General features: G+C 73.4%; 13 protein-coding genes. 3 read left to right on the top strand and 10 right to left on the bottom strand.

Going from position 1 to position 12,911, the window contains the following annotated elements:
• Nucleotides 1–66: 66 nt before the first annotated feature.
• The 3 genes from smpB to ftsE all read right to left on the bottom strand — a co-directional run bounded on the left by smpB (nt 67) and on the right by ftsE (nt 2,248).
• Nucleotides 67–543 (bottom strand): SsrA-binding protein SmpB, encoded by a 477-nt coding sequence (gene smpB / locus J2X49_RS07335; RefSeq protein WP_128188461.1) that lies wholly within the window; start codon nt 541–543, stop codon nt 67–69.
• Nucleotides 544–608: 65 nt separating this feature from the next.
• Nucleotides 609–1,523, bottom strand: coding sequence for a permease-like cell division protein FtsX (gene ftsX / locus J2X49_RS07330; protein WP_128188460.1), 915 nt, complete (start codon nt 1,521–1,523; stop codon nt 609–611).
• Complete coding sequence (gene ftsE, locus J2X49_RS07325; RefSeq protein WP_128188459.1) at nt 1,520–2,248, bottom strand: cell division ATP-binding protein FtsE; 729 nt, start codon at nt 2,246–2,248, stop codon at nt 1,520–1,522. The genes ftsX and ftsE overlap by 4 nt, the downstream gene beginning before the upstream one ends.
• A 494-nt stretch (nt 2,249–2,742) precedes the next feature.
• Between ftsE and J2X49_RS07320 the strand changes: the two genes are divergently transcribed.
• Nucleotides 2,743–4,293 (top strand): hypothetical protein, encoded by a 1,551-nt coding sequence (locus J2X49_RS07320; RefSeq protein WP_310124425.1) that lies wholly within the window; start codon nt 2,743–2,745, stop codon nt 4,291–4,293.
• 64 nt (nt 4,294–4,357) lie between these two features.
• Here the strand turns inward: J2X49_RS07320 and J2X49_RS07315 are convergent, their stop codons facing one another.
• Nucleotides 4,358–5,758: a 4-hydroxyphenylacetate 3-hydroxylase N-terminal domain-containing protein gene (locus J2X49_RS07315; protein WP_310124424.1), complete on the bottom strand. Its 1,401-nt coding sequence runs from the start codon at nt 5,756–5,758 to the stop codon at nt 4,358–4,360.
• A gap of 21 nt (nt 5,759–5,779) precedes the next feature.
• Entirely contained in the window at nt 5,780–6,895 is a 1,116-nt protein-coding gene (gene prfB / locus J2X49_RS07310; RefSeq protein ID WP_128188457.1) for a peptide chain release factor 2, read from the bottom strand.
• 65 nt (nt 6,896–6,960) lie between these two features.
• Between prfB and J2X49_RS07305 the strand changes: the two genes are divergently transcribed.
• Both J2X49_RS07305 and J2X49_RS07300 read left to right on the top strand, forming a co-directional pair.
• Entirely contained in the window at nt 6,961–8,190 is a 1,230-nt protein-coding gene (locus J2X49_RS07305) for an MFS transporter (protein WP_310124420.1), read from the top strand.
• A gap of 127 nt (nt 8,191–8,317) precedes the next feature.
• The gene (locus J2X49_RS07300; protein WP_310124418.1) at nt 8,318–11,179 is read left to right on the top strand and encodes a PKD domain-containing protein; all 2,862 of its coding nucleotides are present in this window, start codon (nt 8,318–8,320) and stop codon (nt 11,177–11,179) included.
• 14 nt (nt 11,180–11,193) lie between these two features.
• Here J2X49_RS07300 and J2X49_RS07295 read toward each other — a convergent pair whose 3' ends face one another.
• Genes J2X49_RS07295 through J2X49_RS07275 form a run of 5 tightly spaced genes read right to left on the bottom strand, consistent with a single transcriptional unit; the run spans nt 11,194 to nt 12,907 of the window.
• Nucleotides 11,194–11,430: a hypothetical protein gene (locus J2X49_RS07295; protein ID WP_310124414.1), complete on the bottom strand. Its 237-nt coding sequence runs from the start codon at nt 11,428–11,430 to the stop codon at nt 11,194–11,196.
• A 17-nt stretch (nt 11,431–11,447) separates the two neighbouring features.
• Entirely contained in the window at nt 11,448–11,894 is a 447-nt protein-coding gene (locus J2X49_RS07290; protein WP_310124411.1) for a pilus assembly protein TadG-related protein, read from the bottom strand.
• Nucleotides 11,891–12,364 (bottom strand): hypothetical protein, encoded by a 474-nt coding sequence (locus J2X49_RS07285; RefSeq protein WP_310124409.1) that lies wholly within the window; start codon nt 12,362–12,364, stop codon nt 11,891–11,893. Before J2X49_RS07285 ends, J2X49_RS07290 begins: the two co-directional genes overlap by 4 nt.
• Nucleotides 12,339–12,719 (bottom strand): TadE/TadG family type IV pilus assembly protein, encoded by a 381-nt coding sequence (locus tag J2X49_RS07280; RefSeq protein WP_310124406.1) that lies wholly within the window; start codon nt 12,717–12,719, stop codon nt 12,339–12,341. The genes J2X49_RS07285 and J2X49_RS07280 overlap by 26 nt, the downstream gene beginning before the upstream one ends.
• Nucleotides 12,719–12,907, bottom strand: a complete 189-nt coding sequence (locus J2X49_RS07275; protein ID WP_310124403.1) for a hypothetical protein — start codon at nt 12,905–12,907, stop codon at nt 12,719–12,721. The genes J2X49_RS07280 and J2X49_RS07275 overlap by 1 nt, the downstream gene beginning before the upstream one ends.
• Nucleotides 12,908–12,911 lie beyond the last annotated feature (4 nt).

Genomic DNA, 12,911 nt, shown 5'->3' with positions numbered 1-12,911 from the left:
CTGGGTGAATCCTGCCGGTGCCGACCATTCAACCCGTCGGCGCATGGCGATGTCGAACCGGTGCCGCTATTCGTTGAGGCGGTTCCTCGTGCGCATCGCCCGCTCCGCCTCGCGCTTGTCCTGCCGCTCGCGCAGCGCGTGGCGCTTGTCGTACTCCTTCTTGCCCTTCGCCACGGCGAGCTCGACCTTCGCCCGGCCGTCGGAGAAGTAGAGCGACAGCGGCACGAGCGTGTAGCCGCCCTGCGCCACCTTCGCGGCGAGCTTGTCGATCTCGTCGCGATGCAGCAGCAGCTTGCGCTTGCGGCGCGGCGGGTGGTTCGTCCAGGTGCCCTGGCCGTACTCGGGGATGTGCACCGCGTCGAGCCATGCCTCGCCGCGGTCGACGTAGGCGTAGCCGTCGACGAGCGACGCGCGCCCGGCCCGCAGCGACTTCACCTCGGTGCCGGTGAGCACGAGGCCCGCCTCGATGCGGTCCTCGATCGTGTAGTCGTGGCGCGCCTTGCGGTTCTGCGCCACGACCTTCTGGCCCTGTTCGCGAGGCATGGCGTGCTCCTGGGGTGTGCGGTCGTCGGATGCCCGGACGGGCAGCCGGCCAGTCTAGCGCGCGATCAGATCCGGAGGTACCGGCGGATCGCGACCGCCGCGGCCACTCCGGCGAAGAGCACGCCGATCCCGACGAGCACGGGCGCCACCACGAGCGCGTCGTCGATCGTGACGATGGCGATCGTCTGCAGCATCGGGGCCACGTAGCCCTGCAGGAAGAAGTGCACGAGCGCCACCACCGATCCGGCGGCGAGCACCGCTCCGATGAGCGCCGCGACCACCCCCTCGATGATGAACGGCGTCTGGATGAACCGGTTCGACGCGCCCACGAGCCGCATGATGCCGAGCTCCCGCTTGCGCGAGAAGGCGGAGAGGCGGATGGTCGTGGAGATCAGGAGCACGGCCGCGACGAGCATGAGCACGGCCACGCCGATCGCCGCGAGGCTCGCGGTGTTGAGCACCTGGAAGATCGGCTCGAGCAGCGCGCGCTGGTCGCGTACCTCCAGCACCCCCGGGAGCGCGGAGGTCGCCTCCCGGATGAGGTCGGCGTCCTGCGGCGAGGTCGGGCGCACCCACAGCGCCTCGTTCATGGTCTCGGGGCTCGCGAACTCGGCGCTCGCGGTGCCGCCGAACTGCTCCATGAAGTGCTCGTAGGCGAGCTGGCGGTCCTCGAACTCGACCGCCGCGACGTACGGCTCGATCGCGCCGCTGTCGAGCACGTCGCGCACCGCCTGCACCTGCTCCTCGGTGGCGGCGGTCTGCGTGCAGGTCGCGGTCGAGTCGACCGGCCCGCAGAAGTAGATCCCCACCTGGGCCCGGTCGTACCAGAAGCCCTTCATCTGGTTGATCTGCATCTGCAGCAGGATCGCCGCGCCCACGAACGAGAGCGAGATGAACGTGACGAGCACGACCGAGACGACGACCGAGAGGTTGCGGCGCAGGCCGTTCCAGACCTCGTTCGCGATCAGCTGGAGCCTCACGCGGTCTCCTCCTCGAGCTCGTCGACGCGCAGCTCCTCGAGGTGCCGGCGGTAGCTGCCGTGCGCCTCGTCGCGCATGATGCGGCCGGCGTCGAGCTCGACGACGCGCTTCTGCAGCTCGTCGACGATCGACGCCTCGTGCGTGGCCATGACGACCGTCGTGCCGCCCTCGTTGATGCGGGCGAGCAGCGCCATGATGCCCGCGCTCGTCGAGGGGTCGAGGTTGCCGGTGGGCTCGTCGGCGAGCAGGATCGGCGGGCGGTTCACGACCGCGCGGGCGATCGCCACGCGCTGCTGCTCACCGCCGGAGAGCTCGTGCGGCAGGCGGCTCGCCTTGCCGGCGAGGCCGACGATCTTCAGCACGTCGGGCACCGCCTCCGAGATGAAGCCGCGGCTCTTGCCGATCACCTGCAGGGTGAACGCGACGTTCTCGTACACCGTCTTGTTGTTCAGCAGGCGGAAGTCCTGGAAGACGACGCCGAGGTTGCGGCGGAAGAAGGGCACGCGGCGGCTCGGCAGCGCCTTCAGCCGCTGGCCGAGCACGTGCACCTCGCCGCTCGTGGGGCTCTCCTCGCGGAGCACCATGCGGATGAGGGTGCTCTTGCCGGAGCCGGAGGCGCCGACGAGGAAGACGAACTCGCCCTTGAGGATCTCCAGGGAGACGCCGTCGAGGGCCGGGCGGGCCTTGCGGGAGTAGGTCTTCGAGACCTCGTCGAAGCGGATCATGGCCTGTCGAGGGTATGGGCGGAGCGGCACCGGGCGGCGCATCGGCGCGGCGGGTCACGAACCCCGGATCGCGAACCGTGACACGCCGTGAGCGAATCCTGAGCCTTTACTGAGTCGTTATGGGGCTGTTACATTGACTCGGTCACGCACGGATCGGCTGTCTCGACCGCCTGGTCCTCTCACTCGTGCAGCACATCCCGACGAGGGTCACGAGCTCGTCGCAGGATCGGCACGGGGGCGCGCTGTCGCGCGCCGCAACCCCCCATACGCGTGGCCCACCCGTGGGCCCGCTTCCGCGCGCCCTCAGCGCGGGTTCGTCACCGATCACAGATTGCGAGAGCGCCTTGACTCAGCGCATCCCCGCCACCTCCACCGCACGCAGCATCCCGCACGGCCCGGACCACGCGCCGCGCGCCTCCCCCGCTCCACGATCGCTGTCGCGCCGCTCGCGCGCAGCGGCCGGCGCGGGCCTCGCGCTTGCCGCCTCCTCGGTCGTGGCCCTGGCAGCCCCCGGGGTCGCCAGCGCCCAGGGCCTCGAGGTCGGCGGCTCCGGCAACGACTACTACCTGAACGACGCCTTCACCGCCGTCGCGAACCACGAGTTCGAGCTCGGGCTCGACAGCGACCGCGTCTACTTCGGCGACTGGGACGGCAACGGCACCGACACGGCCATGGTCCGTCGCGGCGCGCAGTACTTCCCCACGCAGAGCAACGGCGCCCCGTCGCTCGGCGCCGGCGTGACCTACGGCCGCTCGACCGATCAGGTCGTCGTCGGCGACTGGGACGGCGACGGCCGCGACTCGCTCGCGATCCGCCGCGGCACGCAGTTCCACATCTCGAACACGATCTCCAGCGGCTCGGCCGAGCGCGTGGTGACGTACGGCCGCGACGGCGACGTGGTGCTCGTCGGGGACTGGGACGGCAACGGCACCGACACGTTCGCCGTCCGGCGCGGCGCCCAGTACCACATCCGCAACTCCCTGACCAGCGGCTTCGCCGACGAGGTCGTCCAGTACGGCCGGGCCTCGGATGCGGTGCTCGTGGGCGACTGGGACGGCGACGGCGACGACACGTTCGCGGTCCGTCGCGGCGCGACCTACTACGTCGCGAACACCATCCGCTCCGGCGCCGCCGACATCACCTTCACCTACGGGCGCTCGAGCGACATCGCCTTCGCCGGCGACTGGGACGGCGACGGCGAGCACACGCTCGGCGTGCGCCGCTCCGACTCCGCCGCGGCGGCCCAGCCCGCGCCCGCACCCGCGCCGAGCACCGGCATGCCCGGCCCCGACAACACCGGCGTGCCCGCCGGCGTGAGCCTCCGCGTGCACCGCGGCGACATCGTCGTGACCCAGCCCGGCACCGTGCTGAGCGGCCTCGACATCCACGGCTACGTCGACGTGCGCGCGGCGGACGTCACGATCCGCAACTCCATCATCCGCGGCGGCGCCGCGGGTGGACAGGACGCCCTCGTCCGCAGCGCGACGGCCGGCGCGAGCCTCACGATCGTCGACAGCGAGCTCGTCGCCGCCAACCCGAACCCGGGCATCGACGGCCTGCGCGGCTGGAACATCGACGCGGCTCGCCTCGACATCCACGGCGTGATCGACCCGGCGCACTTCTGGGGCTCCGGCAACGTGCAGCTGCGCGACTCCTGGCTGCACGACACCCTGCACTACGAGAACGACCCGGGCTGGAACGGCGGGCCGAGCCACGACGACGGCATCCAGATCCAGGGCGGCTCCGGCTACTGGATCACGGGCAACCGCATCGAGGACGCCGTCAACACCGCGATCATGATCACGCAGGACCAGGGCACGGTGTCGAACGTCGCGATCTCCGGCAACTTCCTCGACCACGGCGCGTGCACGGTCAACCTCGCGCAGAAGGACCGCGGCGCGTTCCAGAACATCGACATCGTCGACAACGTCTTCGGGTCGAACTCGCGGTACAACTGCCAGGTCATCCGCCCGACCTCGGGCGACATCTCGATCGGCGACAACACGACCGTCTCCGGCGCAGCGCCGCGGATCAACTTCCACTGATCCCCTGCCGTACGACAGCGCGGGCCGTCTCCTCCGGGAGGCGGCCCGCGCTGTCGTTGGGGGGTCAGTCCCGCCAGGCGTCGAGGCGCCCGGTCGCGCGGGCGTGGCCCAGGATGCCGACGTGGGTGCGCTCCGGCTGGCCCCAGTGGCTGCGCTCGTACAGCTCGTGCCGGGCGCCGAAGCCCGACGCGACCGCGTCCCACAGGGCGCCGAAGACCGCCAGCCGCTCCGACGCATCCGCCCCGCCCGAGCCGCGCAGCAGCCGCGCCGCGTCGGGGTGGTCGGCGAGCGCGCCCGCGGGCAGCGGCAGGTGCGCGAGCCCGGAGGCGAGCGAGGTCTGCAGCAGCGCGCGCATGCGGCCGTAGGCGTCGGGCGCGAGCGCCGAGAAGGCGAGCGCCGGCTCGACAGCCGGTCCCCAGGCGCGCCCGGCAGGGTCGTCGTCGCCGACCGGCCCCGCCTGCTCGATCATCGCGTCGCGCAGCCCCGCGACCGTGTGCCGCAGCGCGATGAGCTCGCCGAGCGCCGCCTGCACGCCACGCAGCTCGCCCGTGCCCATGATCTCCGTCGCCCGCACCGCGAGCCCGGCGATCCACTCGAGCTTGGCCTCGAGCCGCGTCGCCGACTGGAAGGCCAGCCGCGCGTTCCAGCCGACGGCGCCGCGGTTGTGGCCGAGCATCGTCTCGGCGTCGCGGATGAGCACGTCCTCCCACGGCACGAGCACGTCGTCGAAGACGACGAGCGCGTCGTGCTCGGCGAAGCGCGTCGCGAGCGGCTGGTCGTCGCGCGCGGGCGCGCCGCGCGTGTAGAGCGTGAGGCCCGGCGCGCCGACCGGCACCGTCGCGGCGATCGCGAAGTCGTCGTCCTGCACCTCGCCGCCGAAGTGCGACACGAGCAGCCGCTGCGCGGTCGCGGCGCCGGTGACGACCGCCTTCGCGCCGCGCAGCACGACGCCCTCGTCGGTCTCGCGCACCACGTGCAGGAAGACGTCGCCGACCTCGTCGGGCGGCAGGTCGCGGTCGACGGGCGGGTTGACGAGCGCCTGCGCGTAGTGCGTGACGGCGGCGGCGTCGCGCGCGAGCGTGCCGCGCACGCCGTCGGCGAAGCGCCCGTAGAACGAGGCGTGCGCGGCCATCGACGTCAGCACCGACGCGAGCGTCTCGGGCGTGCGGCCCATCCACCCGTGCGTCGTGCGCTGCCAGGCGCGGATCGCGTCGCGCTGCGCCCGGAGGTCGTCGCGCGAGCGCGGGATCGCGTAGAACGCATGGGTGCGCACGCCGTCGACGACCGTGGTGAGCGCATCCGCCTCGTCGCCGTGCAGGCGGTCGTAGAGCGAGGCGATGGTGGATGCGGCGCCGGCGAAGGCGGGATGGTCGGCGACGCGCTCGACGCGCGCGCCGTCGTGGACGACCGCCCGCCCGTCGTCGAGGCTCGCGAGGTAGTCGCTGCCGGTCTGCGGCTCGGTCATGGCGCTCCCCTGCCGCTCGGCCTAGTCGTCGGCGAGCTGCTGCTGCTTGCGCCAGCGGATGCCGGCGGCGATGAAGCCGTCGAGGTCGCCGTCGAAGACCGCGCTCGGGTTGTTGACCTCGTGCAGCGTGCGGAGGTCCTTGACCATCTGGTACGGCGCGAGCACGTAGGAGCGCATCTGGTCGCCCCAGCTCGCGCTGATGGTGCCGGCGAGCTCCTTCTTACGCGCCGCCTCCTCCTCGCGCTTGAGCAGCATCAGGCGGCTCTGCAGCACGCGCATCGCGGCGGCGCGGTTCTGGATCTGGCTCTTCTCGTTCTGCATCGAGACGACCGTGCCGGTCGGGAGGTGCGTGATGCGGACGGCGGAGTCGGTGGTGTTGACGCTCTGGCCGCCGGGGCCCGACGAGCGGAACACGTCGACCCGGATGTCGCTCTCGGGCACCTCGACCTCGTCGACCTGCTCGAAGAGCGGCACGACCTCGACGGCTGCGAACGAGGTCTGGCGCTTGCCCGCGGCGCCGAACGGGCTCATGCGCACCAGGCGGTGCGTGCCCGCCTCGACCGACATGTTGCCGAAGGCGTAGGGGGCGCTCAGCTCGAACGAGGCCGACTTGATGCCCGCCTCCTCCGCGTAGCTCGTCTCGTAGACGGTGACCGGCATGCCGTGCTGCTCGGCGTAGCGCAGGTACATGCGCAGCAGCATCTCGGCGAAGTCGGACGCGTCGACGCCGCCGGCGCCGGCGCGGATCGTGACGACGGCCGGCAGCGGGTCGAACTCGCCGTCGAGGAGCGTCTGGATCTCCATGTCGGCGACGATGCGCTGGATCGCGGCGAGCTCCTTCTTGGCCTCCTGCTGCGTCTCCTCGTCGCCCTCCTCGTTGGCCATCTCGACGAGCACCTCGAGGTCGTCGATGCGCGACTCGGTCTCGGTGATGCGCTTGAGGTCGGTCTGCGCGTGGCTCAGCTGGCTCGTGACCTTCTGGGCGGCGTCGGGGTCGTCCCAGAGGTCGGGGGCGCCGGCCTCCTCGGAGAGCCGCTCGATGTCGGCGGCGAGCCTGTCGACGTCGGCCACCGCCTTGATGTCGGCGAAGGTGGAGCGGAGGGCGGCGATGTCGCCGGCGATGTCGAGATCGGCCATGGTCCCCCCAGCCTACCGACGAGCGACCGCGCGGCCGCCCCGCGCATCCGCCGTAGGCTCGGATGGTGAGCGGCGTCGACCAGTCCGAGCGGTTCCCCTGGCGCAGGGTCGCCGGCGCCGCCTATGTGCCCACCGCCGCGTTCGCGATCGGCGAGGGCGCGGTCATCCCGTACATCCCGCTGATCGCCGGCGACCTGGGCGCGTCGCTCGCGGTCGCGGCGGTCGTCGCCGCGATGCTGACGGTCGGCCAGCTGGCCGGCGACTTGCCGGGCGGCGCGGTCGTGGGGCGCTTCGGCGAGCGCCCGACGATGATCGGCGCGGGCCTGCTCGTGCTCGTCGCGCTCGCGCTGGCCTTCGTCGCGAGCGAGGTGTGGATGCTCGGGGTCGCGATCTTCGTGCTCGGCCTCGGCCACGCGGTCTTCGGGCTCGCCCGCCACGCGTTCATGACGACGTACGTGCCGCTGCGCTACCGCGCCCGCGCGCTGTCGACGCTCGGCGGCATCTTCCGGATGGGCATGTTCGTGGGTCCGCTCATCGGCTCGGCCGTGCTCGGGCTCGGGCTCGGGCTGAGCGCCGTGTGGGTCGTGTGCGCGATCGGCACGGTGATCGCGATCGCCGTGCTCGTGGTGCTGCCCGACCCGACGTCGGTCTTCGAGCGCACGCCCGCGACGACCGGTGTGATCGAGCTCGCGTCGGAGCGCGCCGGCGTGTGGCAGGTGGTGCGCGAGCACGCGCGCGTGCTCGGCACGGTCGGCGTCGGGGCGGCGATGCTGTCGCTCGCCCGCTCGGCGCGCAGCGTGCTGCTGCCGCTGTGGGCGGTGTCGATCGGGCTCGACGGCGTCACCACGGGCCTCGTGATCGGCATCGCGGGCGGCGTCGACTTCGCGCTGTTCTTCGTCTCGGGCTGGGTGATGGATCGCTTCGGCCGGCTGTGGAGCGTCGTGCCGTCGCTGTCGATCATGGCGATCGCGTTCGTGCTGCTGGCCGCGTCGCACGACCTCGACGCGGCCACGACCTGGTTCATCGCCGCGGCGATCGTGCTCGCGCTCGGCAACGGGCTCGGCTCCGGCATCCTCATGACGCTCGGCGCCGACCTCGCCGACCGGCAGAACCCGGCGCCGTTCCTCGGCGCCTGGCGCCTCACCGTCGACCTCGGGGGCGCGGCCGCGCCGCTGCTCATCTCGCTGCTGGTCTCGGTCGCGTCGATCGCGTGGGCCGCGGGCGGCCTCGCCGTGCTGTGCGTCGCGGGGGCGGGGATGCTGCTGCGCTGGCTGCCGCGGAAGCCGCGGGAGTAGCCCCGGCAGGACCTGACGCAATCCTGCGTTGCCGGTCGTCCGGGCAGGTGGGATCATCGGCGCAGGAGGCGCTCGCCCCGATGCGCCGCACATCCGACGGCGTCACGGGCCAGAGCTGGAGGAGCTCGTGATCCTCGGACCCCGGTCCCGGCCCGCCGCGGCGATGCTCGCCTCGCTGGCCATCGTCGTCGGCCTCGCCGCGCCGACCGCCGCGAGCGCCGCGCCGCCCTCGGCGGCGCAGCTCGTCGGTCCCGCCGACGGCAGCACCACCACGAGCACGACCCCGACCATCAGCGTCTCGGCCACCGACCCGGACGGCGGCGCGCTCGAGGTCTCCTTCGAGGGCCGGCAGCTCGGAGCGACCGTGCCGGGCTCCACCGATGCCGATCCCTTCACGCTCGTGGTCGTGCCCGACACGCAGAACTACAGCTACGCGAACTTCGAGCACCTCGGCGCGCAGATGGACTGGATCGTCGGCAGCCGCGACCAGCTCGACACCGCGTTCGTCGCGCAGGTGGGTGACCTCGTGAGCGAGTGGACCATCCCCGGGCACTGGGCCGCCGTCTCGCCGGAGTTCGCCACGCTCGACGCGGCCGGCGTGCCGAACACCGTGCTGCCGGGCAACCACGACTTCGACAACGCCACGGGCGACATGAGCGTCTACAACCAGCACTTCCCACCGTCGCGCTACTCGAGCGCCTCCTGGAACACGGCCTCGACGCGGTACGGCGGCTATCTGGGCCAGTCCCAGTTCGGGCCCGACCCGGTCGATCGCGGCAACGCCGACAGCTACGCGCTGTTCACCGCCGGCGGGCACGACTTCCTCCTGCTCAACCTCGAGTGGGAGGCGCCCGGCTACGCGCTCGACTGGGCCGAGCGCGTGCTCGACGCGCACCCCGACCGCACGGTCATCATGGCGACCCACAGCTTCCTCACCGTCGCGGGCGCTCGCATGGCGACCGCGCAGCGCCCCGGCGGCACCCCGACCGCCGAGCTCTGGGAGGAGTTCGTGCGCACCAACTGCCAGATCCGCCTGGTCGTCGCCGGGCACGCGCACCAGGGCGACCTCGGCGAGGCGCACCGCACCGACGCCAACGCCTGCGGCGAGCCCGTGCACCAGATCCTGTCGAACTACCAGGGGCGGGCGAACGGCGGCGACGGGTGGCTGCGGTACTACACGTTCGACCCCGGCGCGGGCACCATGCGCGCGACGACGTACTCGCCGTCGCTCGACCAGCACGAGACCGACGCAGACTCGGCCTTCACGCTGCCGTTCGAGCTCGCCGCCGCGCAGCCGGCCCCATTCGTCCCGATCGCGACCCGCACCATCGCGTCGGGGGCGACGGCGTCGGCAGCCTGGCCGGGGCTCGAGCCGGACACCGCGTACGAGTGGCGCGCGGTCGTCGACGACGGCACCAGCAGGACGGTCTCGGCCTCCTGGACGCTGCGCACGCCCCCGCCCGCCGAGACCGTGCTCGCCGCAGACGCCTTCGCCCGCACGGTGACGGGCGAATGGGGCACCGCTGACGTCGGCGGTGCGTGGACAGCGGGCGGCGGGAGCGCCTCGCCGCTCTCGGTCGGAGGCGGACGCGGCGTGATGTCGCTGATCCCATCGCAGACGCGCGCGGCGATGCTGCCCGGCGTCGTCAGCGACGACGTCGTGCTCGAGGCTCTGGTCGCCTCGGACGTGGCCTCCTCCGGCGGCGCCGCCCACACCACGATCATCGGCAGGCAGATCGGTGCGTCGAGCTACGGGCTGAACGTGCGCTTCGAGCCGAACGGGGTGCTGCGCCTGTACCTCCTGCACGACAACACGGCCCTCGCGACCCGGCTGTCGACCTGGACGCCGGGCGCGCAGCTCGCGGTGCGGCTGTCGGTGACGGGCACGGGGCCGACGGCGCTCGCCGCGATGGTGTGGCCGAGCGGCACGGCACCGCCCTCGGACTGGCAGCTCACCGCCACGAGCACCGCGAGCGCGATGCAGGCGGCGGGCACGATCGGCATCAAGGCGTCGGTGAGCGGCACGTCGCGCGTCGCCACCACGCGGCTCTCCTTCGACGACCTGCGGGCCGTGACCGCCGCCGCGCCCACCCCGGTCAACGCATCCCCCACCGCGTCGTTCACGACTGCGGCGACGGGGCTCTCCGTCACGGCCGACGGCAGGGGCTCGCGGGACGCGGACGGCTCGATCGCGTCGTACGCGTGGCGCTTCGGCGACGGCGCGACCGCGTCGGGAGCGACCGCGGAGCACACCCACGCCGCCGCGGGCACCTACCCCGTCACGCTGACGGTCACGGACGACGACGGCGCGACGGCGAGCACCTCGCGCGAGGTGACGGTGACCGCTCCTCCGCCCCCGCCGGGCGCGGCGGTCGCCGCCGACGACTTCGAGCGCGCCGTGACGAGCGCATGGGGCAGCGCCGACGCCGGCGGCGCGTGGTCGACCACGGGCGGCACGGCGGCGTACAGCGTGGCGAGCGGGCGCGGCATCATGGCGCTCGCCCCCGGCTCGACGCGGCAGGCGACGCTCGGCGCGGTCGCGGTGACGGACTCGGTGGTGACGGTGCAGGTCAGCTCGAGCGCTGCGGCCGCCGGTGGCGCCGTCAGCGCGACCGTGCTGGGCAGGGCGGTCGGCACCGCGCACTACGCCGCGCGCATCCGGCTCGAGCCGGGCGGCGCCATCCGGCTGTTCCTGCTGCGCAACGAGACGGCCCTCGGCGGGCGCAGCTACGTGCTGCCCGGCGCGTCCGTGCCGGGCGAGCCGATCGCGCTGCGCCTGAGCGTGCAGGGCGCTTCGCCGACGGTGCTCGGCGCCCGCATCTGGCGCGTGGGGTCGCCGGAGCCGTCGAGCTGGCAGATCGAGGCGACGGATGCGACCGCTGCGCTGCAGACGGCGGGTTCGGTCGCGCTCAAGGGCTCGGTGTCCTCCAGCTCGACCGTCGCGACGACGCTGCTGCGCTTCGACGGCTACCGGGTCACCGCGGAGTGAGCCGCCGCCTGGCCTCACGCATCACGACGGAGCTCCTGCCTGGCCGCGAGGTCGTGGGCGATCGAGGTGGCCTCCTCGCGCAGCTCGTCGTCGCCGAGCTCGCCGGCCTGCACCTGCTGCACGAGCTGACGGAACCCGGGATGCTCCATCAGAGCGCGCAGGCCTGCGGCGGCCCGCTCGGGCTGGTCGGTCGGCAGGCTCGCCGCGACCGCGTCGACGTCGAACGGCAGCTCGTCGGGGTTCGCGCTCATGCCCGCGAGGGTACCGCTCAGTCGACGAAGACCGCCCGCGCGGTCGACGTCACGTCGAGGCGGATGCCCTCCGGCAGGAAGAGGGAGACCACCGGCGGGCGCCACGCGCTCGAGACCGTGACGGAGGCGCTGCGAGCGTCCGCGCTCGCGCCGTCGACGCGCACGTCGTGGAGGCCGGCGGCAGCGCGCGACGCCCACGCCGCGGCCGCCTCGTCGACGGCCGCGTCGGCGAGCTCGGGCGCGACGGCGGTGCCGTCGAAGCGCACCTGCTCGAGCGCGAACGCCTCGGCCGCCGCGAGCGCCGCGCCGTCGGCGACGGTGAAGAGCCGGCGCCGCTCGATCAGCATGCTGGTCGCCGCCGTCACCGCGAGGATGAGCGCGAGCGCGAGCGCCGCGAACCCCATGGTGAGCACGAGCGTCGAGCCGTCGTCCTCGCGCGCGAGGCGCCGCAGCACGCTCCTCACGGCGCACCGCCGAACGCCGAGACCGGCTGCGACGCGAGCGCCGAGACCGGGACGCCCATCCCGACGTCGAGCGCGAGCACGGGCGGCGCGAGCGGCAGCGGCACCGTCGCGTCGACCTGCACGGTGACGGTGCCGCGCGGCGTCTGGCAGTCGCCCGCCGCCGGCGCGCACGTGATCGCGACCTCGGCGGCCGCGGGCTCGACCCCGGCGTCGGCGAGCGCGACGCGGATCGCGCGGTCGGCGGCGGCGAGCCCCTCGTCGTGCCCGTCGGCCGCGGCGATGACGCGCGCCGCGTGCCGCGCCGCACCCTCGATGCCGAGCACGGCGTGCTGGATCTGCCCGAGCGAGAGCGCCAGGTAGACGAGCGGCACGAGCAGCAGCATCCCGACGGTCAGGAACTCGAGCGAGGCGCTGCCGGCGTCGTCGCCGAGCACGCGCCGCAGCTCAGCCCAGCGACTCGAGCGGCGCATGGCCGCGCACCTCCAGTCCGACCGGCCCGACGAGCCCGATCACCGGCAGCGGCGCCGCGACCCGGATCTCGATCGTCTCGAGCCCTGCGACGACCGCCGTCCCCGCCGACACCTGCTCCGCGTAGGCGGGCCCGACGGCGGTCGTGATCAGCTCGCGCGTGCGCGCGATGCCGGCCGACGCATCCGACCCGACCAGCGACGCGTGCCGCGCCCCCTCCGCGGCCGCGTCGGCGAGCGTCGCGCGCACGTGCAGCGCGAGCGAGAGCTGCACGACCGAGAGCACGAGCAGCACGAGCAGCCCGGCGACCATCGTGAACTCCGCGACCGCCGAGCCCCGCTCGTCGGCCAGGCGCATCAGAAGCTCGTGACCCTCGCGATGGCCTGCTCGAAGACGCCCGACAGGGCGGGCCCGGCGACCGTCCAGATGACGATGACGAGCCCCGCCGTCATGAGGGTGACGAGCACCCAGCCGGGCACGTCGCCGCGCTCCTCGTCGCGCATCCTCCCGACGAGGCGGGCGAAGCGGTAGCTGTCTGTGGACATGTCT

Source organism: Agrococcus sp. BE272, from assembly GCF_031457935.1.
In the GTDB taxonomy this organism is placed as follows: domain Bacteria; phylum Actinomycetota; class Actinomycetes; order Actinomycetales; family Microbacteriaceae; genus Agrococcus; species Agrococcus sediminis.
This window is presented reverse-complemented; position numbering and strand designations above follow the sequence as displayed.